This is a genomic window from Paenibacillus sp. FW101-FHT12H11 (assembly GCF_058790355.1).
Genome location: NZ_JBYTCO010000002.1, coordinates 433,366 through 457,457, shown reverse-complemented (window position 1 = coordinate 457,457; position 24,092 = coordinate 433,366). Strand labels below are relative to the sequence as shown.

Below are 24,092 nucleotides of genomic sequence, written 5' to 3'. Positions count from 1 at the left end.
TGTTTGGGGCAGCCTCTTAGCGTTTTAATATCTGTCGTCAAACTCGATGACGTTCACCGTAATTTCGTCTTTCACCGTTTCATCGTCTTTATTCGAGACGGTAATGGTTGTTGATCCTTGCTTGAAGCCGGTTATCTGGCCATTGGAGTCAACATCAGCGATAGTCGAACTACTGCTTTTCCACTGTAATTGACCATTTAAATCATTAATCCATTCTTTTTTCCACTTGTCTGGCGTAACGGTTAGATACTTGAGTAAGTCAAACGTTCTTTGAGCAGTTGTACCTTTTGCGTATAAAGTGATCGTCGATTTAGGAAGTTCCAACTTCGTCAGGTCTTGCCTCACGTCAACAACCTTGGCTGCTGTTTTGGAGGGGTAGCCAGGGCCTCCGGCCACGTCTACTTTGATATGGAGGATACCTTTCTTGACCCCTAAGAGTGTTACAGTTTGCTTGTTGTCATCGCCAACAATGGCAGCCTCACCAATTTCTCCAGGTTCGCTGATTAAGCTCCATTTAAAACCATTATTTAATGCATTTGAAGGATTCAGAGCAGCTTTCAACACGATGGACTCACCTTTGTCCATTGAAATAACAGCGGTGTCGCTCTCAATACCGTCAACCAATCTAACAATGGCTAAGGATTCGACGGAGACGCTGAAGCTTTGCTTATACGTGATGTCTTTATCCGTCACAATGCTGACCGTTCCTGTTACTAAGCCAACATTTTTGCCTGTAAAACCTCTGGAATCTTCTGCAGATTTCGTTACATTTGCAAAAGTTTGATTCGGGTTATCCAAAGCCCATGTGAAAGTCTTTGCTTTTTGATGTGAAGATCGCAACCATGCCCGAAGTATTGTCGTTCCGGAGATATTTACCACTTTATCTCCATCAAATTCGACAGTAGGTTGAGCAACCGTGATCGTAGCGGAAGCAATGACACTTTGATCAATTTTCGAAATAATCGTTACTTGTGTCGATCCTTCAGATATTGCTTGATAATTCCCCGAGTTATCTACTTTCAGCACATTCTCATTTGCTGACTTCCAGATAACATCCGAATTCAATTCTAACGGTGGTGTAATGGATGGCGACAGACTGCCGCTTTGGCCGACGTCAACGGTTTGATCATTCAGTTGCAGTGAAATGACGGTTGCCTTAAAGCTGGCATCGTAGGAACTACCTTGGTTAGTGACCGTATGAACGGTTCCATTAATGATGCCTGGCTGTTTTCCAGTAAGAGTTCTCGTTGAACTTCCATCTTCACCGTTGAAATCAGCCTTCAATTTATCCTCATCTGAAACATTCCAAATCGTATAAGTAGGTACTTCGTTGACAGTACTTAAAATGACTTGAAGAGTGATGGGTTGTCCGCCAATAAAGAGTTTATCAGGCCCGTTAACAGAAATGAATGGCTGAATGACTGTAATCGCCGCTGTGCCGGATTTGTTCGTGCCATCCGTCGTGGTTGCTTTAATTGTAGCTGTACCGGCAGCTACGCCATGAATATTTCCGTTTGAGTCGACTGTCACGACATTTGGATTGTTTGATTCCCATGTAAGTACTTTAATACTTGCATTTGAAGGCTCAAAACTAGGTGTTAGGTCATATGATTGAGCAACACGAATTGTAGCATTATCTATTCTTACAGAAGTTACAGGAACCGCTGTAACATTCACACTGAAATTATTGAAATAAGTACTTCCCTTATTTGTTGTAATCGTAACTGAGCCATTCACAGTTCCCGCTTTGACACCAGTTAAGACGCGCTTGTAATCACCGTCTGTTACAAAGCTCGCTTTATCCTGATCAGGTGAGCTCCAAGTAATGGTTGCTACAGTTTCATTAATTGTTGAGAATATAGCTTCTAACGTAATTTTCTCTCCAATATTTACGGAAGTTGGCCCATTAACTGTCAAAGAAGGTTTAACAACGGTAACGGTCGCGTTGGCTGTCAAATTAGAGCCGTCTGTGGAAGTAATGATAACTTTCGCTGTTCCTTCAGCTACGCCTGTGATGTTCCCTGAACTGTCTACCGTAACCAGATCGGATCGGTCTGTGATCCAGGTCAAGTTGGGATTATCAGCATCGGACGGTGCATAGTTTGAATTTAATTTGATGGTTTCGCCAACGCGAATACTAGCGCTTCCTACATTAATTGATGTTAAAGGTATGAATATTTTTACTGTGTAATCCTTGGAATAGGTATTACCTTTATCCGTTACAACGGTAGCCGTTACGGTCACGGTGCCTTTTTCCACACCATGTAGAATACCTGTAAATTTATCGCTGACGGTGAAGTTCGCTTTACTCGGATTTGAAGAACTCCATCTGACAGAAGTTACGTTCTCATTCACGGTTACCAGTGCTGCTTGCAATGATATGTCTGCACCAACGGCCACTTCCGTCGGACCTGTGATATTCAAACCAGGTTGGATAACAGAGACGACGGAGGTTGCGGTAAGTCCGCTTCCGTCTTTTGCGACAGCCATGATTTTGGCAGTTCCAGCACTGACACCTCGAATTTCACCACTTGCATTAACCGTAACGATGGTTGCCGCATCCGTTGTCCAAGTGAAGTCTTCGTTCTTTTGGTAGGTAGCATCACTAGGCATTATCTTTGGAATCAGTTTGGAAGTATCACCTTTTGCAATCGTAAGGTTATCCAACGTCAAGGATGTTAGTTTTGTGAATGCGGTTATGACCTTATTCGAGAAAAGAACATTTTGATCTGATGAAGCAAAATCCTTGTATTTCAGGTTGGCATTTGATAATGAGTAATCTCCTGCTTTCGTTGGCTTAACAACGACGGTGAACGTGGAACTGTTAGCTACAAATTGATTGCCTTCTCTGCGGTATGGAATTTCGCCGATATCACCTTCAAGGGTAAAGCCGCTTGTTATAGAGCCGGTTTTCGTGAAACCTGCAGGAATGGTAACAACTTCCAAGTTTGCTGGGAATGTTTCTTTATAATGCAGACCTGTGATTTTTAAATCATCTAAGTTAGTAGCCGCACTGTAAGGTTTTGCTGTTGGATTAATACTGTAATTCACAGTCACAGGACTGTTCACTTCAATTTTTTCAGCTGATACGGTACGATCTGGCGTTAAACCAGTAGAGGTAATGACTTTGACGGCAACTTCTTTTGTTTCAAGAGCGCCTGCGGCGTCTTTGGTTGAGACTGAGATTGTCAAATCTCCACCGCTTGCTGCTAGAGGATTAGGGAACGTTTTGGTGATTGTCTCACCTTTATTTGTCTCCGTATCCGCTAAAACTTTGACAGATTGATTATTACCTGAAGCGTCTTTGTAAGTAAAAGTAATCGATGAGATCACCTTTTTGTCATTTAAATCCAAATCATCCGGTTTAAAAGTGACAGAAATTGAACTATTCGCTGAGATGTAATTCTTTAAAGATTCGCTAAAAGCTGCTGGAGATATGAGATCCAGAGTAGGCTTATGATTTGAACCAATGAAAGCCCTGTACATCGTGTTTACGAACAGCCTTTGTTCCCAATCTGGAAAAGAACTGTTTTTGGTAGTGTTTACGAAATTGTGCCCCGTACCTGAATAGGTGACATTCCCTTTGGAGTAGGTGTAATAATGATTCCAGCTATCTTCCACGTCACGAGGACTTCCATTAATGTTGTACCAAGGAATAACCTTGGGATCGTTTAGATCCAACCTAAAATATTGATCGTGCGTTGTTGCCACGGATGGTGTCATTTCGCTTATAAAGTAAGGAAATTCGGTTAGCAAACCTTCATTTATTTTTACAGTTGACGTTGATGTGTTAGGGGCATTGAGACCCATATTCGTCATTGGACCGATTTGGCCAGTATCCGCTTGGAAATTAGTGATCCATGTTTGATTCCCTTGATAGACGGTATCGTGGGTGAACATAACACCTTGACCCGTAGCGATAAATGATTTTACAGCAGCAGCAGCTGTTGAAGAAATGTCTGCAGTTCCGTTATAAGAATCATTAAAACCGAAGATCAGCATATCGTATTTGCTATTTAAAGTTTTGTATTCTGTAGAGTTAAACGTATTGAAGTCAATGACTGAGATGTTGATATCATAATCGTCTGAATGCAAATAATTTTGTTTTAAGTTTGATTCTAAAAGTAAGCTGCTGGTCAAGCTTCTCGACTGCGAGTTAGGAATAACTTGCAATACCTTTATGGTTGGCGATTGGTCTTTATAACGGAAAACGCCTGAAGCTGAATCCTTCAGCTTGCCAGTGCTAGTCTGATCAACGAGTTCTAGACGCCAGTAGTAAAGCCCTGAGTAACCTTTTGGAAGCGTGAAGCTAATTGTATTATTGGTAAGGGAAGTTACTGGGGCCGTTTGTACTAAATTGGAAGCATCGAATTTTAAGACGCTGTCGACACCTAAATACAAATTAGCTACCAAATTGCGCTGAGCGATGTTTCTAACATTAGAGACATTAAATGTGTATGTTAAAGTGTCGCCAGCTTTATACTTAGTGTCACGATTAGAACTTACTGTGTAGTCAGTTGGTTTACTTGTCAGATTGAGTTGAGGGCGAACATTGGCATTTACTAGCAAGTTTGTTTTCGCAATAAAGGCAGATGAACTACCAATGTCAGAGTCATTTACAAAAATAACGTTACTTTTAGGTGTTGTCGTATTATAGGGATTAAACAAATTGTATAATTTACCACTAGACTGTGTATAGTTACCATTGCTGTTTAAGTATCCTTGATACAAAGCACCACGTTTCTTAGATGAGTCGCTGTAGACAATAACGGGTATTCCTTTATTTATGTATTTGTCTGTAATTTCAATTGCTTTAAGAGATGTAATGTCATTCTCAAGGAAACGAGTATCGTGGTTGCTTCCAGTCTCTGAGGTGGGATTAAATAAACTTTTTCCGAAGTAAATGGCATCGTATTTACCATCTAATTCATCGCGGAGCGCTACGAATTTTTTCATACTCATCGTTTCTAGCTGAAAATCAGTATTCGTACCTAGTTTATCTTTTAAATCTGAAGTGAGTGTTTTCTCGTTAGAAGACTTCTCTAAATCCTTAATCTCAAGAACTTTCAATGGTTTGGTGAGATCGAAATAGGAAATTTGAAATTTTGTAAGCGTAGACGTGGAATTGCTTTGCTCCACATTGATCTCACCGCTGCTATCGTTCTCTAAACTGAGGTAATAAGCTTTGAGATTTCCCGTTGGCTGGAAGGAGACCGAAGAGTCTGAGTTTGTAATCATTTTAAACTTCTGATTGGTACCAATCGTTTGGGAAGTGGCTTTTAAAGTATCCTCACTATTAGACCCAATCGTCACATATTTGGAATTTGCTCTTGATTTCAAAGCATAAATGCCTTCCCCTTGGTCAACTAAATCAAACAAATCCGATACCCATGGATTCGTCTTATTAGCATAAAGGGAAGAACTGTTACTCGTATCTGTCGTTATATACTTACTGTTATTGACAGATTTCAGTGCTACGGTTGCCGCGTCTCCGGCAGCTGCTAGAACTGTTTGGCTCGGAAGACCTGTGAACCCGAACCATGATATGGCCATGGATGCGATCAGTAAAAAACTGATCTTTTTTTGTATGGCTGAAAACATTTTTTTCTCTCCTCCCGTAGACTTTCATATAGTAATTCTTATATGAGACTATTTTACTACTTTTTGGTCCTAAAAAATATACAGTTTGTGCATATGATATCGAAAATATTTTAGAAAAACATAAGAAAGTTGACGAAAATTACAAAATCTTAATAATTTTTATAAAGAGGATTATCCGATATAGGGAACGAATTGTAACGTTACAGGTAGTTAGGAACTATTAAAATGGGTAATTAGACGCAATGATATAAGAAAATTATTCTAAAATGTAACCTGATGTTGTATAATGATTTTTATCTTGTTCAAATTAGGTATTTAGTCCTATTATTTTCATGGGTGAAATTAGTAATGGAGTTGATAAGGAAATGGCTCTTGTTAGGAAAAGATTAGGTGATTTGCTAGTAGAGAGCGGGATTATTTCAGAAACTCAGCTCCAAGAGGCACTTAAGGAACAAAGTAAAACAAAACAGAAGCTTGGGGACCTGCTGATTACGCAAGGATATATTACAGAGCAGCAATTAATTGAGGTTCTGGAGTTTCAACTCGGCATTCCTCATGTCAGCTTGTTTAAATATCAGATTGATCCTGAAATAACGAAAATCATCCCTGAAAGCATGGCAAGACGCTACCAGGCCATTCCTCTTCACAAAGAGGGCGGGAAGCTCATGGTGGCTATGGCGGATCCGCTGGATTACTTTGCAATTGAAGAGATGAGAATGAGTACAGGGTATCGGATCGAACCGGCAATTACGAGCAGAGATGAGTTGCAGCGAGCCATTGCCCGTCATTATGGACTTCAGGACTCAATGAGTCAGATGATGACAGATATGCCGACGACCGAAGATATCAAGGAAACTGAAATTACGGATGAGGATTCTCCAATCGTAAGGTTGGTCAATCAAATGATACAGCAAGCGGTTCAGTTAAAAGTTTCGGATATTCACGTTGATCCAGGTGAGACGAATCTGGTTATTCGCTACCGGGTTGACGGTCATTTGAGAACTGAGCGTGTGATTCCAAAGCAAATGCAAGGTTTTATTACCGCTCGTCTGAAAATTATGGCTAAATTGAACATCGCAGAACGAAGATTGCCTCAAGACGGCAGAATTAAAATGCAAGTGGATTATAAGCATGTTGATATCCGTGTTTCCTCACTTCCTACCATTCATGGTGAGAAAATCGTTTTACGGATTCTAGACTTATCAACCGGCGTTAAGCCTATCGAGCAGCTAGGATTCGGGGAGCGTAACATGGGTGTTTTTCGTGAAATGATTGAGCAGCCCTATGGGATTTTGCTTATCACAGGTCCTACTGGAAGCGGGAAAACAACGACGCTTTACTCTGCGCTAAGTCATTTAAATCAAGAGAATGCCAACATTATTACGATTGAAGATCCTGTTGAGTACCAATTGGAAGGTATCAATCAAGTGCATGTGAATCCGACGATTGGTCTCAATTTTGCCGCAGGACTTCGCTCTATTTTACGGCAGGATCCGAATATCGTCATGGTTGGTGAGATTAGGGACTCCGAGACAGCAGAGATTGCTATCCGTGCATCATTAACGGGGCACCTTGTACTGTCAACTCTACATACCAATGATTCCGTAAGTACGATAACTCGATTTCGGGATATGGGAATAGAGCCGTATTTGATTGCTTCGTCCCTTATTGGAGTTGTTGCACAAAGGCTTGTTCGTAGAATATGTCACGAATGCAAAGTGGTGTATACGCCAACGGAGCAAGAACGGATCTTCATGACCAACAGAGGGATACATGTCGAAAAGCTTCACAAAGGCAATGGCTGCGGCAACTGTAATCGTACCGGATTTCGCGGAAGGTTAGCCATTCACGAGATTCTCGTCGTGAACGATACAATGCGCCAGTTAATTAGCAACAAAGCGTCTGTTCAGGAAATGCGGGATGCTGCACTAGAGCATGGTCTGATTCAACTGATGGATGACGGGATTCAGAAAGTACGGCAAGGAATTACGACGTTGCAAGAAGTTATCAGAGAGACAGTGGCTTATTAACGAGAAAGGAGGTGTGGGAAATGTCAAATGCGTTAGAGCGGATCGTAAGTTTATTGAGGATTGCCCATGAGTCTAAGGCATCTGACTTGCATCTTTCTGTAGGTTCACCACCAATCATTCGCGTCCACGGCACATTACAGCAAGTTGGGAACGAATCGCTGCAAGCTGAGGATACTCGTTCGATGGCAGAGGCGCTTTTAAATGTTGACCAAATTGAACGATTCCATCAAGCTGGAGAACTGGATTTTTCGTATGAGCTGGAAGGCTGTTCACGGTATAGGATTAATGCCTATCGTCAAAGAGGACGCGTCAGCGTCGCTATTCGAACAATTCCAACAAAGATTCCGTCACTGGAACAGCTCCAGTTGCCCAGTGTCATTAATTCATTAGCGTTAAAACCACAAGGACTTGTCTTAGTGACAGGACCAACGGGAAGTGGCAAATCATCCACATTGGCAGCTATGATCGATTACATTAATCGAACCGAGAAGAAACATATTGTAACGTTGGAAGACCCGATCGAGTTCCTTCATGCACATGCGGCGTCGATTATTGACCAACGAGAAGTAGGCAGTGACACGAAGTCTTTCTCAAATGGCTTAAGAGCGGCTTTGCGTCAAGACCCGGATGTAATTCTTGTTGGCGAGATGCGTGATCTTGAAACGATCTCGGCGGCAGTTACGGCAGCTGAAACAGGACATTTGGTCTTTGCAACCTTACATACAACAGACGCACCACAAACGATTGATCGCATCATCGATGCTTTCCCGGCGCATCAGCAAGGTCAGATCCGTGTGCAGCTGGCAGCAGTTTTGGTCGGAGTCATCTCACAGCGGTTGTTTCCCAAGCCTGGTGGCCTAGGACGAACTTGCGCTACGGAAATCATGATCAATACACCGGCTGTAAGCAATCTTATTCGTTCGGAGAAAATTCATCAGATCAAGAGTGTCATGCAAACCGGACGCAGCTTAGGCATGCATACGTTGGACATGTCGATTAAGGAACAAATGCAGCAAGGACTTATTGATCCAATCGCAGCAAGAGCTTATCTTGCTGAGGGTGGTGTGATGTAATGTCAGAGTTCCTGTATGAAGTAAGAGGCAGCAGCGGTAAACAGGTAAAAGGCAAAATCTCCGCCACAGATAAATCAACTGCGGTCGAGGAACTCCGCAAAAAGGGATATATCGTTCTCTCCGTAAAAGAAGAACAGTTCAAAGCTCTCAAAACGGAAATCTACATCGGTAATCCGGTAAAAACAATTCACTTTATCGTGTATTGCCGACAGTTCGCGACGTTGATCAGGGCAGGGGTCAACATCGTGGAAGCAACATCGATCTTGGCTTCACAAACCGAGAGCAAGCCGCTTCGCAAAGCGCTCTTGCAGGTTGCATCGAACATTTCGAAGGGGGTTTCATTCTCCAGCTCGATCTCGGAGCATAAAAAGATTTTCCCGCCAATGTTTGTCAACATGGTTCGCGCTGGGGAAGAGACGGGTGACTTGGAAGGAACGTTGGAGCGACTTGCAAAGTTTTTTGAGAAGGAGCATGTGACTCGGGAGAAGATTAAGTCGGCGATGACTTATCCGGCAACGGTCGGTGGACTGTCTATTGTTGCAGTAATTTATCTTTTAAAATCTGTTGTTCCTCAGTTTGTAACCACATTCGAGTCACTGCATGCTGAACTTCCTTTGATTACTAGAGTTGTACTGAAGCTAAGTAACAGTATTCAGCATCAGTGGTTGATTTGGTTGATTACACTTTTACTAATTCTAGTTTTTTATCAAGTTGTCAAGAAAAATGAAAAAGGGGCTTATTTATTAGACTACTTGAAGTTAAAGATACCAATATTCGGAAAACTTAAACAAAAAGGATCTGTAGCATTAATGACCAGAACCTTATCTTCTTTGTATTCTAGTTCAGTTCCTGTGCTACAGTCTCTCGCGATTGTTGAAGAAGTAGTTGGTAATAAAGTCATTGGTGGGTTTATTAAAAAATCTGCAGAGTCACTAAGACAGGGAAATCCACTTTCAGAACCACTAAAGCAAGCATGGGTTTTTCCACCTTTGGTTACACAAATGATATCAATAGGTGAAGAGACTGGCGCTTTGGATCAGATGCTTGAAAAGGTTGCAGATTTCTATGAAATGGACGTTGAGAACACTGTAGATCGCTTAAAGTCATTACTAGAACCAATTTTGTTAGTTCTTTTGTCAGGGTTAGTAGGTTCAATTGTTGCAGCAATAATGCTTCCAATGTTTAGTCTATATTCAAATCTTGGTTAATAAAAATTCGGAGGTAGAAAACAATGATCGTAAAAATGATGAACCGTCTCAAGAAGGAAGAAAAAGGTTTTACATTAATAGAATTACTAGCAGTTATTGTTATTTTAGCTGTTATTGCTGCTATCGCAGTTCCTATGATCTTAAATATAATTAGCAGTCAGAAAAGTAAAGCAGATGCTGCTATGTTCCACCAAGTGTACGAAGCATCGAGGTTATACATAACTGCAGAAAAGCAAGGTGAGATGCCTTCAGTTGTTAGATTTAATACGGAATTGCAAAGCAAGAATTACTTGGAAGGAAACTTAGCAATGCCTAGTAGCGGGAAAAAGATCTCAGTAGGTAAAGTTGAATACGATCCTACTTCAAAACAACTTACAGGTGTAACTCTAACAACTGTTGATGGGACTTTCTACTTAGCTGCAGAGGGTGTTATGGCAAGTGCAGGACCGATTGTACCAGCAACAACAGCTTATACTACTGAAATTCCATAATAACCCCAAAAAGGAATCGGTCCATTCCGATTCCTTTTTTAAAATCAAAGAAAGCGACCCAAACATATGACACTACTCATCGCAATCTACATTTTCATAGTCGGTCTTGTACTCGGATCATTCTTCAACGTAGTTGCGCTGCGAGTGCCGGCCAAACAATCGGTCATCAACCCGCCATCAGCCTGTCCGAAATGCGGGACTAAGCTGAAAGCGAAAGATCTAATCCCGGTGATCAGCTATCTTCTTACCAGAGGCAAATGCAGGCACTGTCAAACAAGAGTTTCCATTCTCTATCCCTTAGGGGAGCTTGCAACCGGGTTGTTATTTTTATGGGTTTACATGCATGTCGGCATCACAGGAGAGTCGTTGGTCGCTTTAACATTGGTAAGTCTTCTAGTTATCATCACGGTTTCAGATCTATCTTTTATGCTTATTCCTAATAAAATATTGATAGTTTTCTTTCCAATTTTCATAGTTTTACGTTTCATTTTTCCTGGAGCTCAGGCTTGGTGGAGTTACGTACTAGGCGCTGTAATCGGGGGCGGTATTATCATGTTAATAGCAGTTCTTTCGCGCGGCGGTATGGGAATGGGAGATGCCAAACTCCTTATAGTCTGTGGTGCAGTCTTAGGCTTATCTCATATAATGGTCGCATTTGTTTTGGCATGTATGATTGGCAGTCTGATAGGTGGGTTGCTTCTTCTGCTAAAAATCACCAAGAGAAAACAACCGATACCATTTGGCCCGTCATTGGCGTTGGGCATTATGATTTCATACGGTTATGGATCGGATATGATAAAAGCTTACCTAACATTACTCGGATAGCAGGGTGTGATTAATATGTTCGGCTTAGGTACTAAGCGAATCGGGATTACGGTAGATCAAACGGGAGTCCGGTATGTTACTGTTAAAAAGAAAAAGTCGTGGGAAGTTGGCTCGAGCGGATTTCTTCCCATCCCGTCAGGGATTATTGTTGAAGATCAAATTGTCAATTCGGAATCTCTTAGCCTTCAGGTTAAACAATGGGTAAAAGCGGAGAAGCTGAGGGGCGCGTCAGCGACCATTGCCATTCCGACATCGCAAATTATTATTCGTAAAATGCGAATTCCAAGTATTAAGCCGCAAGAGCTGCGTCAGCTTGTAGAGCTTGAAGTGGAAACAGCGTTACGTCTGCCTTTTGAAGACCCTGTCTACGATTACATTAAGGTAAGCCAAGATGATGAAAGCACGTTAGTACTAGTGTTTGCAGCTCCAAAAAAGCTGATTATGAGCTATGTAAAAGTGTTTGAGGATGCTGGAGTACACGTAAAAGCGGCGGAGATATCTGCTACTGCACTAGTCAGAGCGATATCGTCGCAGCAGGAGGAGTTTTTTGAGGAATCCATGTTGGTTTCCTTAGATCGTGGTACGCTGGAAGTGTACATGCTGCAAAATGGCAATCCCATTTTTATGCGAACGATTAGTCTTGTTGAACACGATATAGCTGTTGATGATGAACTAACACCCGATCAGATCGGGGAAATTATTGCTGAAATATCCAGAATGCTGAGCTTTTATCAATACAGTATTCAAGAGGGGAAAAGCCGAATTTCTCATATTTTCGTGACGGGTGCGAATCTAAGCAGAGTTCAGCTGCATTTGGAGCTTGAGCAGGCTCTTTCTGAGCTGAAGGTAGAAAAGGTCGATTTTGATATATATGCGAGCGGACGGTCCAAAGATTTTAGCGCTAATGCGTATCGTGTTGCAATCGGGGTCGCTTTATTTTCCAAGCAAAAAACGCAAATCAACTTGCTGCCGCATCGGAAAACGGAGACGAAAATCAAGTTTGTATTAGCCATTTTGGGCATGATGGTGTGGGTTGCCTGTGCAGCATTGATAGGTACGAATTATTTGGATAATCAGAAGGTTGCAGCTCAAAACGCGTCAAGACTAACTGCGCTCAATGATCAAAAATCGGCTGCAGAGGCAAAATTAACCTCAAAACCTGCAACTCAGGGGGATCCAGCGGCTTTTATTACAATGACGAGGGCGAACCGTAAGGATGTTGTCGCGATGATCGGAGATATCAAGAAACCGTTGCCGGTAGATGCTCAAATCAGCACCATTTCCTATTCATCGGAATCGCAAATCTCTTTAACTGTCGTTTTCGCGAAGATGGAGGATTCGGCCCGCTATTTATTTGACCTGCGCAAGTTGTCTTTTGGTGAAAATGCCATGCTTCAGTCAATGACCGAGACGACGATTGGGACTACGAATGCAGCGTTGAGTGCCGAGACACCAATTGACCCAACAAACCCTGTTGCGAATAACCCAATTACCACTACGGCTAAGCAATATACAGTTAATTACTCAATAGCGTTCAAAAAAGCTACGGCTGCAAAAGAATCGGGAACTAAGGGAACTGGGGAAGCGAAAGGAGAGGAGGCTACGAATGTCCAACAAAAATAATGCGAAGTCTCTTTTTCTATTTCTCGCGGTTCTGTTGTTTTTAGGTCTTTTTGCTTTCTATTATTTCATACAACTGCCTTCTACCAATAAAATTAAAGCGCAAGAAAACGAAATGGCACTCGTGGAAAAACAAATACAGATGCTAACGAAGAAGTTAAGTGAGAAGAAAGAAGATGTGGGTCCGTCTCTAAAAGACATTCAAGCCTCTCTTCCGTTGTGGGACAATACGGAGCAGTTGACTCTTGATTTAAATCAAATTAAAACGAGCTCAAAAGTTAATTTCAATTCGATCTCCTATGTGGTGAGTGACAAGAGCACGCAAACGCAGCAAACAGATGCGAACAGTAAAAACCCGTATCCGAATGTCAGGGAAGTCAGAGTGACAACTTCAGTTGGCGGGACATTTAATGAAATTACGGATGCCATCACACAACTGCAAGCTTTATCTCGATTAATACGTGTGGATACGGTAAACTTCGGAAATTTAACTAAGGATTTAACGCGAAAATTGACTGTAAATCTTACGTTCACAGCTTATTTCGACCCATCCTACAAATCAAGAGTCGATAAAGTCGAACTTCCTTATTAGTTTGCTCAATATTTTTCAATTAGCAGACCTAGTTCCCTTGAGGGGACCGCCAGGGGCACTTCCCTGGCGGTTATTTTTTTCAAACTTATAGTGTTTGGCCAAAAGTTCCGTCAAATAGGATTTCGCTTACAGGACGGCGAGTTGATGGGGCTTCACGCTCTTGAAAGCGTTCAGGCAAAGCTTCAACAGGTCCGCGATAACCAATCGCAATCACGGCATGCGTTTGATAATCCTCAGGAATTTGAAGCGTTTCACGGGCTTGATTATGATCAAAGCCACCCATAGCATGTGTAATTAATCCTTGATTGTTAGCTTCTAGCGCAAGGTATCCCCAAGCTGCTCCTGCATCGAAAGCATGGCTAGGGGAGGTATTCCCGTTAGAGGCCTTGGTATAGGAAATGACTAAAGCAAGAACAGGTGCTTTCTCGCACCATTCGCGGTTAGCAGGGGCAATAAAGCTGTGAAACTTAGCTAGCTGCTCTTCCGTACGCGCAACGATGAACCGCCATGGTTGTATATTACTGCCGGACGGCGCCCAGCGTGCCGCTTCAAACAAGCTAAGGAGTACATCTTCGGTAACCTCTTGCTTTGTGAATGAGCGAGGTGACCAACGGGTCAGGAATTGCGGATTGATTTCGTGATCCGGTTGGCGATTGGATTCGACTTCGGCGGGTAAAGATGTTGTCATGATGAATTCCTCCTTATTTATATACTCTTCCTGATTTTACCTGATTTCTTCGTACAATACGAATTTTTGAAAATAACCGTGTTCGGTATGTGTTTACCCTATTATGGAAAAGCTAGAGGTTGTGAAATAAAAGTACCGAGAGAGGTGCGAGGAACCGTGAATTTTACTAGTCATGATGTTGTGATCATTGAAAGAGCTTTGAGAACTGCGATGAAACATGATTTGGAAGAGCACCGTTCTAGAGATTATCAGGAAGTTTTGTTAAAAATGCAAGAGAGTGCTAGCCAAGCCTTTCAAGTTAATGCCCCAGTTGCGAGAGCTGATCACGAAGGGATTCGGTATGATTACGATGATTCATCGGATCTCATGTAGACATACGAACGTAGTCATTGGATTAAAATCAGAGATAGCCTTACAATTCATTAGCCCCAATTCCTGGGGCTTTTTTATTTTGCTGTAGACGTTTATAATGAGGGGAACAGTCGTTCTATAAGGGAGGGGTTAACCTTGCTTCGAAAGAAGAATCTTACACAACTAATACAAAATTTAAGAGCAAATGAAAATATAATTAATTGGCACGAAGTCGAACCCATAGAAGCGAAGACCCGGCCTATGCCTGAAAACGTGGACGAACGCATCAAGGGTGCCCTGACGAAAAGGGGAATCGAACAACTATACAGTCACCAAGCAACAGCGTACGAGACTATCCGACAGGGTGAAAATGTAGTAGCTGTAACCCCTACGGCTTCAGGTAAAACGCTTTGTTATAACCTCCCAGTTCTACAGGCTATTGCTGAAGATGACGCCAGCAGGGCGCTTTACCTTTTCCCTACGAAGGCTTTGGCACAAGATCAAAAAAGCGAACTAAACGAAATCATTAACGAAATGGGAATTGATATCAAAAGCTTTACCTACGACGGCGACACGTCCCCGGCTATTCGGCAGATTGTAAAGAACGTAGGCCATATCGTTATTACGAATCCTGACATGCTGCATTCGGCCATCTTGCCTCATCATACGAAATGGGTAAGCCTATTTAGCAATTTAAAATATATCGTTATTGACGAACTACATACATACCGGGGCGTCTTCGGCAGCCATGTTGCCAACGTAATACGCAGGCTGCTGCGTATCTGCAAATTTTACGGCAGCAATCCGCTGTTTATCTGTACGTCGGCGACGATAGCAAACCCGAAGGAATTGGCTGAACAGCTGACAGGTAAACCTATGCGGCTAATAAACGACAATGGCGCACCCAGGGGCCGTAAGCATTTCGTATTTTATAACCCGCCTATTGTTAACAAGCCACTGAACCTACGGAAAAGCGCGACGGTAGAAGTGAATCAGCTGGCGAAAGAATTTTTATCGAATAAAGTACAAACGATCGTTTTTGCCCGCAGCCGCGTAAGGGTAGAACTCATATTAAGTCATTTACAGGAACTGGTTAAAAATGAACTAGGCACGAAAACCATAAGAGGATACCGGGGCGGCTATTTGCCTAGCCAGCGCCGGGAAATTGAACGAGGGTTGCGCAACGGGGAAATCCTGGGCGTAGTAAGTACCAATGCACTGGAATTAGGCGTAGACATAGGCCAGCTGCAAGTTTGTATTATGTCTGGATATCCCGGAAGCGTCGCCAGCACCTGGCAGCAAGCGGGTCGGGCTGGAAGGCGACACGGTGAAGCCCTGGTTATTATGGTAGCCAGCAATACACCGATTGATCAATACGTAGTCCAGAACCCGGAATACTTTTTCGAACGTTCCCCAGAGTCTGCCAGAATCAACCCTGAAAATTTGCTGATCCTGGTAGATCATTTACGATGCGCTGCGTATGAACTTCCAGTAAAAATAGGGGAGGAATTCGGACCGTTAGAGATTACCGATATACTGGAATACTTGGTAGAAGAGAGAGTGCTTACCCAGGCTGCCGATTCATTTTATTGGGCTAGTCAATCGTTTCCGGCTCACGAAGTAAGCTTACGATCTGCCGCACAGGAAAACGTAGTAATTGTTGATCAATCGGATGTAGCGAACGTAAAAATTATCGGTGAGATGGACAGATTTAGCGCTATGACTCTTTTACATGACGAAGCGATTTATTTGCATGAAGGTACACAGTTTCAAGTCGAAAAGCTGGACTGGGAACATAAAAAAGCGTATGTACGCGAGGTAGACGTAGAGTATTACACAGATGCGAACTTGGCCGTAAAGCTGAAAGTTTTATCTATTGACCGTATAGCCAAAAGGCAAACAACTTCTATAAATTTCGGCGACACTGCGATAAATGTTATGGCAACCATGTTTAAGAAAATCCGTTTAACCAGTTTTGAAAATATTGGATACGGTCCGATCAAACTTCCAGAAGAAGAACTTCATACCAGCGCGACCTGGATAGAAATAAAAGAAGTAGACCCAACTGTAGAAACGAAAACGTTGGAACAGATACTAATGGGAATTTCCAACGTGATTAGGCATATCGTACCCATTCACGTAATGTGTGACCGCAGCGACATACACGTAATTTCTCAAATCCGGGCCGAACACTCCCAGCTGCCAACAATTTTTATTTACGACCATTATCCAGGCGGGATTGGACTAGCGGAAGACGTATTTCAACGCTTTGATGAGATAAAAGAAGCAGCCAGGAGTCTGATTCGAAAATGTCCATGTGACGATGGCTGCCCGTCATGTATTGGTACCGAAATAGAGGGGATGGATGCAAAGAAAAAATCCCTTCGAATACTGGAGGGATTATAGATGTATGGTTTTGTACCCCTGTTTAGTATAATCCGTCTGAAAACGCTGAATGGCGGTGCCCGATGAGCGGGCTCCGCGAAAGGCTCAGCCGCCTGCGGGGACCCGGCGCGGCGCAGGCCGCTCCGCCGTCCGTGCCTGCGGCCGACGACGAATGGGCGCAGCTCGGCGCCCATATCGAGACGAGCCAGGTTGGCTCGTTCATCATGCGGCGCCGGGTGTACGGCACAGACAGCGTGCACGGCAAATATCGGCTGCGGGAGCTGGCCGATTGCGCGCAGCAGCTTGTCTGCTTTCACGACCGCGGCGCTGCCGTCCGGCATGACGCGCTGCTTTTCTTTGACACCGAGACGACGGGGCTCGGTGTCGGGGCGGGCAACGTGCCGTTCATGGTCGGCATCGGTTATTACACCGGCGAGCTGTTCACGGTGGAACAGCTTTTTATACGCAATCCAGTGGAAGAGCAAGCCATGCTTGTGTATTTGCAAGAGCTGCTCGACCGCTTTACGCATATCGTTTCGTATAATGGACGGACATTTGACTGGCCAATCTTAAAGAATCGCTATGTACTTAATCGGCTTACGCTCGATGATTCGAATCTTCTGCAATTGGATTTTCTATATCCTTCCAGAAGCTTGTGGCGGAATACGCTGCCCTCGTGCCGTTTGAGCAAAGTTGAAGAGAGCCGACTTGGGTTTGACCGCGTGGACGATGTGCCCGGCTCAATGGCGCCTACCCTTTATTTTCAGTATTTGGCAGAGAAAAATCCATCTGTCCTGCAAGGCGTTTTCGTTCATAATGAGCATGATATTGTTACATTGGCAGCTCTTGCTATCCACTTTTCCAAGCTGTTAAGCGGAGAAATAGAACCGGCAGTATCTTTTGTAAATGTTGAGGCTGAGTCCGTGGTGGCTGAGAATACTGCACACTACGCCGATATCGAAGTAGAAGAGCTATTTCGAACAGGTCTTTGGCTGGATAAGATGAATCGTCCGGCACGTGCAGAGACGTTTTTTCAAGATTTATTTTCGAGGCTAATGCATGATACGAAACCTGCAAATGCAACACAACATGAATCGGCGATTCTCCAACTAGCTGCTTTTTATAAGAAAAAAGGCGATTATTCCCGTGCTGTTGATCTCTGGAAACGCTGGATCCAAATCAAGGGTGCAAGCCTTGCGCTGCAACTTGAGCCTTATTTGGAGTTAGCCATGTATTATGAGCATCGGGAGCGTAATTTTGCGCAGGCCATTTTTTACGCAGAGGAAGCATGGGCCAAACTATGGCGCAGGCGCTCCCTGCATCGTGGCGATCGGAAACATAATGAGATAGAGGAAGCTTTAGAGAAGCGTATCAGCCGCTTAAAAAATAAAGTGAGAAAAACCGAGAACATGGAGCCTCACGAAGGTTCTCGCCCGAAACCCAAAACTCGCAAGATGAAGCCCATCTACGCGAGTGAGGGATTAATTTAAGTCTTGCACGCAGCCGTTTACTTTCCCTATCAATTGGATATACAAGGTAGAAAAAGGCAAGGAGAATTTGTCATGCCCGAGCTACCGGAGATGGAGACATATCGTCAGCAGTTAACGAGACTTATCCAGAACTCGCCAATTACAGGGGCGGAAGTCACGCGTCCCAAATCCTTGAATGTGGATCCGGATCATTTTATCCAAAAGCTAACCGGCAATCGAATTGTACGAATTGAGCGCAGAGCGAAGCATTTGCTATTTCTTTTAAGCTCCGGTGAAGTATTGCTGCTGCATTTAATGCTCGGAGGCTGGATGTTCTATGGGACGGAAGAGGAGAAACCGGATCGAACATCGCAGGTCGTGATCCATTTTGGCTCGCAGCACTTATACTTCATTGGATTGCGGTTAGGTTATCTACACATGCATACGATACCTGAGGTTGAGAAGGTTTTAAGTAAATTAGGACCTGAACCTTTGGATCCTGGTTTTACATTGACCCGATTTCAAAGTCTACTCAAAGGCAAAAATGGCAATCTGAAAGTGACGCTAGTTGATCAATCCTTTTTATCAGGAATCGGGAACTGTTACTCGGATGAAATTTGCTTTATTGCAAGTATTTTGCCGCTGCGTAAGCTGTCATCCTTAACAAACGAGGAGCAAAATCATTTATTTCAAGCGATGCGCACCGTTCTTCTCGAAGCCATTCAGTATGGCGGCTATATCGATGAACCTTTATTTGTTGGAGATCGATTGACTGGCCAATTTGATGCGAAATGCCGTGTATATGACCGTGAAGGCGAGCCCTGCTTACGTTGTGGTCATCCACTATTGAAGACAGAAATTTCTAATCGCAAATGCTTTTATTGTGCGAACTGTCAATCGTGAAAGGGCTGAAGGGTCATGTACGTTGGTGCCCATGTGAGTACAAGGGGCGGATATAGCGGAGCAGCCAAAACGGCGCTAGCGATGGGGGCAAATGCTTTTCAATATTTCCCGATGAATCCGAGAAGTCTATCAACGAAAATAGTAAATCTGCGGGAAGCTGCATGGTGTGCGGAATTTTGCCGAGAGCATGATATGTTGTCTATTGGGCATGCACCTTACCCGTTGAATCCAGCGGCAGATGCTGCTGAGCGCGATGTAATGGTGAGTTTGATAAAGAACGGGCTTGAAATTACGGAAGCATGCGGATCTGTCGGTCTCGTGGTGCATTTTGGCAAATATGTTGGAAAAGACCCGTTACAAGGTTATAAAAATATAATACAATGTTTGAATAGCGCCACTCAAGGCTATGAGGGGGCGTCTTTCATTTTGCTCGAGAATCAAGCCGGTGAAGGCTCACAGCTTGGTCTTACATTGGAAGAGATGGCTCAGGTGCGGAAACTGTGTCAGCGCCCGGAGAAAATTGGCTTTTGTTTGGATACGTGCCATGCTTTTGCCAGCGGTTTATGGACGAGCCATGGATGGGGTGAGCTGGAAGGTAGAGGAGAAATGCTGGATTATTTCCCCCATTTGAAGGCTGTTCATCTGAATGATTCCCTTCATCCTTATGGCTCGCGCAGAGATCGTCACGCGAATATTGGAACGGGATATATCGGTCTTGATAATTTTGGACAGATGCTGTCTTCTACCTATTTAAGACATATTCCGGTTGTTCTCGAAACGGGAAAAGGGAGCAATGGCACTCATTCCGAGGAAATTGCTCTCGTGAAAACTTTATTCAGTAACGCTGACTGACGATCCGTAGGAACAGGAAGGGAAGGAAATCCAGCGATGATTCATGTATACTTAGATGATCTGCGTCCTTGTCCCCAAGGGTTTACGCTAGCTAGAAATATACAGGAGTGTTTGCTGCTGCTCGAAGAATGTGACATCGATATTTTATCGCTGGATCACGATATGGGCTGGTCTACCGAGCAGACAGGCATGGATGTTGTGATTTGGCTTGTCCAGAAGCGGAAATTCCCGCGACAAATTTATATTCATACTTCCAGCCAGGCAGCCTGTACGGCCATGTATCAGAAGCTTTATACGGCCAAACCGGATGGAACGAGCATCTACGCTCACCGTGTTCCTGACGAGTTGCTGCTGCAAATTGCACAGGGAATTTACAAAAGTGAAGTGTAATAAGAAAGGAATGTAGCCTGATATGATTCATTTATCGCATATTCATTTTATTCGAGGCGAACGACATATTTTAAATGATGTGAATGTACATATTCATCAAGGTGAACACTGGGTATTGTTAGGACGTAACGGGTCAGGCAAAACAACATTGCTCGAGATGATGAACGGTTACGAATTCCCGAGCCGGGGAACTGTAGACGTCTTAGGAAACCGATATGGCCAATGCGATGTGAGAGAAGTTCGTAAGAGAATTGGTTATATTTCACAGTCGCTAATGGAAAAACTAAATCTAAGCGATCCTGTTATTGAGGTTGTCGCTACTGGCGAATATGCCTATCTCAGGTTTTATCAAGAGATTCCGCAGGATGTTTTGGATCGCGCCATGGTTATGTTGGAGCGGGTACGAATTCGCCATTTAGCTCATCAAACATTAGGCAGTTTGTCGCAGGGTGAACGGAAGAAAGTGATGCTTGCCAGGTCCTTGATGATGAAACCTTCTCTTCTGGTTTTGGATGAACCTGCTGCTGGCCTGGATTTATACGAGAGAGAACGCTTTTTAAGAGATGTCAATGAACTTAGCAAGCAGGACATAACGGTCGTCTATGTGACGCATCATATTGAAGAAATTATTCCGTTAATTACGCATGTTGCCATCATCGAACAAGGGGAATTAATTGCTGCTGGGCCTAAGAAAGAGGTGCTGACGCCGGAAAATATCCGTAAAGCTTTTGACGTGGATATTGAATTGGAATGGTTTCAGGATCGACCGTGGATTAAGGTTTTGGATTAAAGAAGTTAAAGAAGATAAAGGATGCGGCTATGACACAAATGACGACATACATTGGTTCTTCGAATCACGGGTTTGCACAGTACGCGCAGGATGAAATCCGTAAATTATTTCCGCTGACCAAGTTCACCTTACTAGTGCCAACTGAAGTTTTTTTATTCGAAGTGCCGTCAGGTACGGAAGATGCAGTAACACAAATGAAAGAGCAAGAACCCATTTTTCTTAGACATATTCAACCTGTTTTTCAGCAATGGGAGATTTCAGGAACTGAAGCGGATCTTGAACATCTCAAAGGATGGTTAAAAAACGCACATGCAGAAGGACTTGTTCACTCCGGTGAAAAAATAGCTATCCAAGTGCGTAAAGAAGACCGCGCCGATGTTCCCTATGCCCCATTTACAATCAAGGCTGCATTAGATGAAATCCTTGTTTCGGAAGTTCATGCTGAACCGGTAGTTCGCTATGCTGACCAAATTATATCTATCTACATCAATGCGAAGAAACTATTTGTAGGGATATCTAAACCAGCCGATAATTTGTCGGATTGGTCAGGCGGCGCCATTCGTTTTATGAAGGAAGAGGATCAAATTTCACGCGCCAAATTCAAACTTTTGGAAGCGGAGCAGCGATTTGGCATTGATTTTAGTGTCGCAAGAACGGCTCTTGATATCGGGGCTGCACCAGGTGGTTGGACTTCGTTGTTATTAGAGCGCGGCTTGAAGGTTACGGCCATTGACCCTGCAGCAATGAGTCCAAGGCTCCTTGGCAACCCTAATCTCAAGATTTACAAGAAAAATGCAAGCGATGTGAAGCTTCGGGATCAAGAGTTTGACTTGCTTGTTTGTGACATGAGTTGGGATCCCCGCCAAATGGGACGTTTGGTAGCAGATTTGCTATATTCCCTGCAAAGTGGAGGCACAGCGATTATTACAGTCAAGCTGATGCATAAGAAACCGTTCCAAACGGTTCGCGATATTTTACGAATTCTAGAGCCTTCTCTTTTCCTGCTTAAAGCGAAACAGCTGTTTCACAATCGGGAGGAATTGACGCTCTATTTGCAAAAGATGTAGTGTTTTTGGAAAATAATGTAGATTTTTAACGGAGCCCCTTTTATAATCAATGTAATTATTACTTGATGAAGGGGGCTTTTTTATCGTAAGCCAAAAGAAGAATTGGATTGGAACTTGCATCGGTGGAAGATACCATATGGAATCTTTGTTAGGGCAAGGAGGGATGAGTCAAGTTTACTTAGCAGAAGATCAAAAGCTCAAAGGAAAGATGTGGGCTGTTAAGGAAATCCCGCCAATTGAACAAGACGGGGCATCCTTCCTAGACGAAGCAGAGATGCTCGCAAGGCTTCATCATCCCCAACTGCCACAGTTGGTTGATTATTTGATAACGGAGGATGGAACAGGTTTTTTGGTTATGGATTACATTCAAGGACCAACGCTTCAAGATTTGTTTGAAGAAAAAGGGCGAGAACTATCTACGGCCAAAGTCGTCCAGATCGCTTTTCAATTATGTGATATCCTTCATTATTTGCATACATTCCAGCCTCGCCCGATTATTTACCGGGATCTCAAGCCCTCCAATATCATGCTGAATGAGCAATCGCAAGTCAGGTTAATTGATTTTGGCGTTGCGAGGCATTTCACACAAGGCAAACAGACCGATACCATGCAACTGGGAACGATTGGCTTTGCTGCTCCGGAGCAATTTATGGGTTTACAAACCGATGCGCGTTCTGATTTATATTCACTTGGTGCCATGCTTTACTACTTATTAACGGGTGGTCAGTATGCTTATCTCACCAACAAGTCTTTGGATCAATTAAATCCTGAACTCCCCGAAACACTTACTTCAACAATACGGCTACTCCTGCAAGAGATTCCTCAGCACCGCTGCCAATCCGCCATGGAAGTGAAGATGAGACTTCGTTCCATTTCCCCTGATCCCGCACACACGACGGATTATCAAAAACATTCCAATCCAATGCCGCAACAGGATAAATTAATTGTAATCGGAGGTCTTTTTGCTGGCGTAGGATCGACATTTCTTGCAGTTACACTAGCTAGAATTTTAAACGCCCTCCACATTTCTAACGCGCTTGTAGAACAACCGACCATCGAACCTGATTTGTACATGCTTTTATACGGAGATCTGAAAGCCCCTAAAAACTACAAGTTTGCCGCTCATTCAATGAGAGTTCAAGATCAGAGTCTAGCTTCTTCTCCGTGGGATAAAGAGTATTCAACATGGTTCCCAGCTCATCCTGACGGATATCATGAAGAATGGCAGCCAGCAGACTCATTTAAGCTTCTACATATGATCAAAAAGCCAATCGTTCTATGGGACATATCGACTCAATGGGAGCATCCTTCCGTTCAAGAACTCTGTCATAGTGCAGATGACATTATCGTAGTTCTCGATGCTTCGCCGGGTAAATGCAATCGGCCTAGCTCACGTGCTAATTTCGAGCGCTTTAATTCCTATCAGCTGCGTGGGAAAAAAGTACACTATATTGCTAATGGAAGTATGCAAAATCATTTTCAAAAGGAATGGATGGCATCGCTCCCCGCGTCTCCGTTGTGCACAATGCCGGAGCTTTCTAGAGGGGAAGTCATGCGTGCAGTATGGAAAGGGGAGTGCATCCAGGATCGCCCTGAAGTGTTAGAACAGTTAATGACGGCGTTGTCACCACTTTTGAAAGAGCTCCTACCAGAGAGTCGTTTACTTGTTAATGAAGGCAAGAGGGCGAAAAATTCCTTATTTTCAAAATTAAAAAAGATTAGCAATCGTTAAGTTATAGCCAATTTTGACCAAACGG

18 protein-coding genes are annotated in these 24,092 nt (G+C 43.4%); 16 read left to right on the top strand and 2 right to left on the bottom strand.

Going from position 1 to position 24,092, the window contains the following annotated elements; translation table 11 throughout:
* Positions 1 to 24: 24 nt before the first annotated feature.
* Positions 25 to 5,601, bottom strand: a complete 5,577-nt coding sequence (locus tag AC3WTJ_RS07755) for an Ig-like domain-containing protein (RefSeq protein ID WP_492521341.1) — start codon at positions 5,599 to 5,601, stop codon at positions 25 to 27.
* Positions 5,602 to 5,966: 365 nt separating this feature from the next.
* Here AC3WTJ_RS07755 and AC3WTJ_RS07750 point away from each other — a divergent pair, with 365 nt between their 5' ends.
* The 7 genes from AC3WTJ_RS07750 (at position 5,967) to AC3WTJ_RS07720 (ending at position 13,440) form a co-directional block, all read left to right on the top strand.
* Positions 5,967 to 7,631, top strand: coding sequence for a GspE/PulE family protein (locus tag AC3WTJ_RS07750; RefSeq protein ID WP_492521340.1), 1,665 nt, complete (start codon positions 5,967 to 5,969; stop codon positions 7,629 to 7,631).
* A gap of 20 nt (positions 7,632 to 7,651) precedes the next feature.
* The gene (locus tag AC3WTJ_RS07745) at positions 7,652 to 8,704 is read left to right on the top strand and encodes a type IV pilus twitching motility protein PilT (RefSeq protein ID WP_492521339.1); all 1,053 of its coding nucleotides are present in this window, start codon (positions 7,652 to 7,654) and stop codon (positions 8,702 to 8,704) included.
* Entirely contained in the window at positions 8,704 to 9,912 is a 1,209-nt protein-coding gene (locus AC3WTJ_RS07740) for a type II secretion system F family protein (protein ID WP_492521338.1), read from the top strand. Before AC3WTJ_RS07745 ends, AC3WTJ_RS07740 begins: the two co-directional genes overlap by 1 nt.
* A gap of 23 nt (positions 9,913 to 9,935) precedes the next feature.
* Complete coding sequence (locus AC3WTJ_RS07735) at positions 9,936 to 10,403, top strand: type II secretion system protein (protein WP_492521337.1); 468 nt, start codon at positions 9,936 to 9,938, stop codon at positions 10,401 to 10,403.
* Positions 10,404 to 10,469: 66 nt separating this feature from the next.
* Positions 10,470 to 11,228: a prepilin peptidase gene (locus tag AC3WTJ_RS07730; RefSeq protein WP_492521336.1), complete on the top strand. Its 759-nt coding sequence runs from the start codon at positions 10,470 to 10,472 to the stop codon at positions 11,226 to 11,228.
* A 15-nt stretch (positions 11,229 to 11,243) separates the two neighbouring features.
* Positions 11,244 to 12,851, top strand: coding sequence for a pilus assembly protein PilM (gene pilM, locus AC3WTJ_RS07725; protein WP_492521335.1), 1,608 nt, complete (start codon positions 11,244 to 11,246; stop codon positions 12,849 to 12,851).
* The gene (locus AC3WTJ_RS07720; RefSeq protein ID WP_492521334.1) at positions 12,835 to 13,440 is read left to right on the top strand and encodes a hypothetical protein; all 606 of its coding nucleotides are present in this window, start codon (positions 12,835 to 12,837) and stop codon (positions 13,438 to 13,440) included. The genes pilM and AC3WTJ_RS07720 overlap by 17 nt, the downstream gene beginning before the upstream one ends.
* A gap of 85 nt (positions 13,441 to 13,525) precedes the next feature.
* Here AC3WTJ_RS07720 and AC3WTJ_RS07715 read toward each other — a convergent pair whose 3' ends face one another.
* Positions 13,526 to 14,128 (bottom strand): nitroreductase family protein, encoded by a 603-nt coding sequence (locus AC3WTJ_RS07715; protein WP_492521333.1) that lies wholly within the window; start codon positions 14,126 to 14,128, stop codon positions 13,526 to 13,528.
* Between the two features lie 156 nt (positions 14,129 to 14,284).
* Here AC3WTJ_RS07715 and AC3WTJ_RS07710 point away from each other — a divergent pair, with 156 nt between their 5' ends.
* The 9 genes from AC3WTJ_RS07710 to AC3WTJ_RS07670 all read left to right on the top strand — a co-directional run bounded on the left by AC3WTJ_RS07710 (position 14,285) and on the right by AC3WTJ_RS07670 (position 24,067).
* Entirely contained in the window at positions 14,285 to 14,500 is a 216-nt protein-coding gene (locus AC3WTJ_RS07710) for a hypothetical protein (RefSeq protein WP_246068986.1), read from the top strand.
* Positions 14,501 to 14,635: 135 nt separating this feature from the next.
* Positions 14,636 to 16,885, top strand: coding sequence for a DEAD/DEAH box helicase (locus tag AC3WTJ_RS07705; RefSeq protein ID WP_492521332.1), 2,250 nt, complete (start codon positions 14,636 to 14,638; stop codon positions 16,883 to 16,885).
* Positions 16,886 to 16,947: 62 nt separating this feature from the next.
* A complete protein-coding gene (locus tag AC3WTJ_RS07700) occupies positions 16,948 to 18,354 on the top strand; it encodes a ribonuclease H-like domain-containing protein (protein ID WP_492521331.1) in 1,407 nt (468 codons plus the stop codon).
* Between the two features lie 72 nt (positions 18,355 to 18,426).
* On the top strand, positions 18,427 to 19,236 hold the full coding sequence (locus AC3WTJ_RS07695; RefSeq protein WP_492521330.1) for an Fpg/Nei family DNA glycosylase: 810 nt from the start codon (positions 18,427 to 18,429) through the stop codon (positions 19,234 to 19,236).
* Between the two features lie 15 nt (positions 19,237 to 19,251).
* Positions 19,252 to 20,088 carry a deoxyribonuclease IV gene (locus AC3WTJ_RS07690; protein WP_492521329.1) on the top strand — a complete coding sequence of 279 codons (837 nt, stop codon included), beginning with the start codon at positions 19,252 to 19,254 and terminating at the stop codon, positions 20,086 to 20,088.
* Between the two features lie 36 nt (positions 20,089 to 20,124).
* On the top strand, positions 20,125 to 20,478 hold the full coding sequence (locus AC3WTJ_RS07685) for a cyclic-phosphate processing receiver domain-containing protein (protein WP_127451723.1): 354 nt from the start codon (positions 20,125 to 20,127) through the stop codon (positions 20,476 to 20,478).
* Positions 20,479 to 20,500: 22 nt separating this feature from the next.
* The gene (locus AC3WTJ_RS07680; RefSeq protein WP_492521328.1) at positions 20,501 to 21,268 is read left to right on the top strand and encodes an ABC transporter ATP-binding protein; all 768 of its coding nucleotides are present in this window, start codon (positions 20,501 to 20,503) and stop codon (positions 21,266 to 21,268) included.
* A 29-nt stretch (positions 21,269 to 21,297) separates the two neighbouring features.
* On the top strand, positions 21,298 to 22,335 hold the full coding sequence (locus AC3WTJ_RS07675; RefSeq protein WP_492521327.1) for an SAM-dependent methyltransferase: 1,038 nt from the start codon (positions 21,298 to 21,300) through the stop codon (positions 22,333 to 22,335).
* A gap of 136 nt (positions 22,336 to 22,471) precedes the next feature.
* Positions 22,472 to 24,067, top strand: coding sequence for a protein kinase domain-containing protein (locus tag AC3WTJ_RS07670; RefSeq protein ID WP_492521326.1), 1,596 nt, complete (start codon positions 22,472 to 22,474; stop codon positions 24,065 to 24,067).
* Positions 24,068 to 24,092 lie beyond the last annotated feature (25 nt).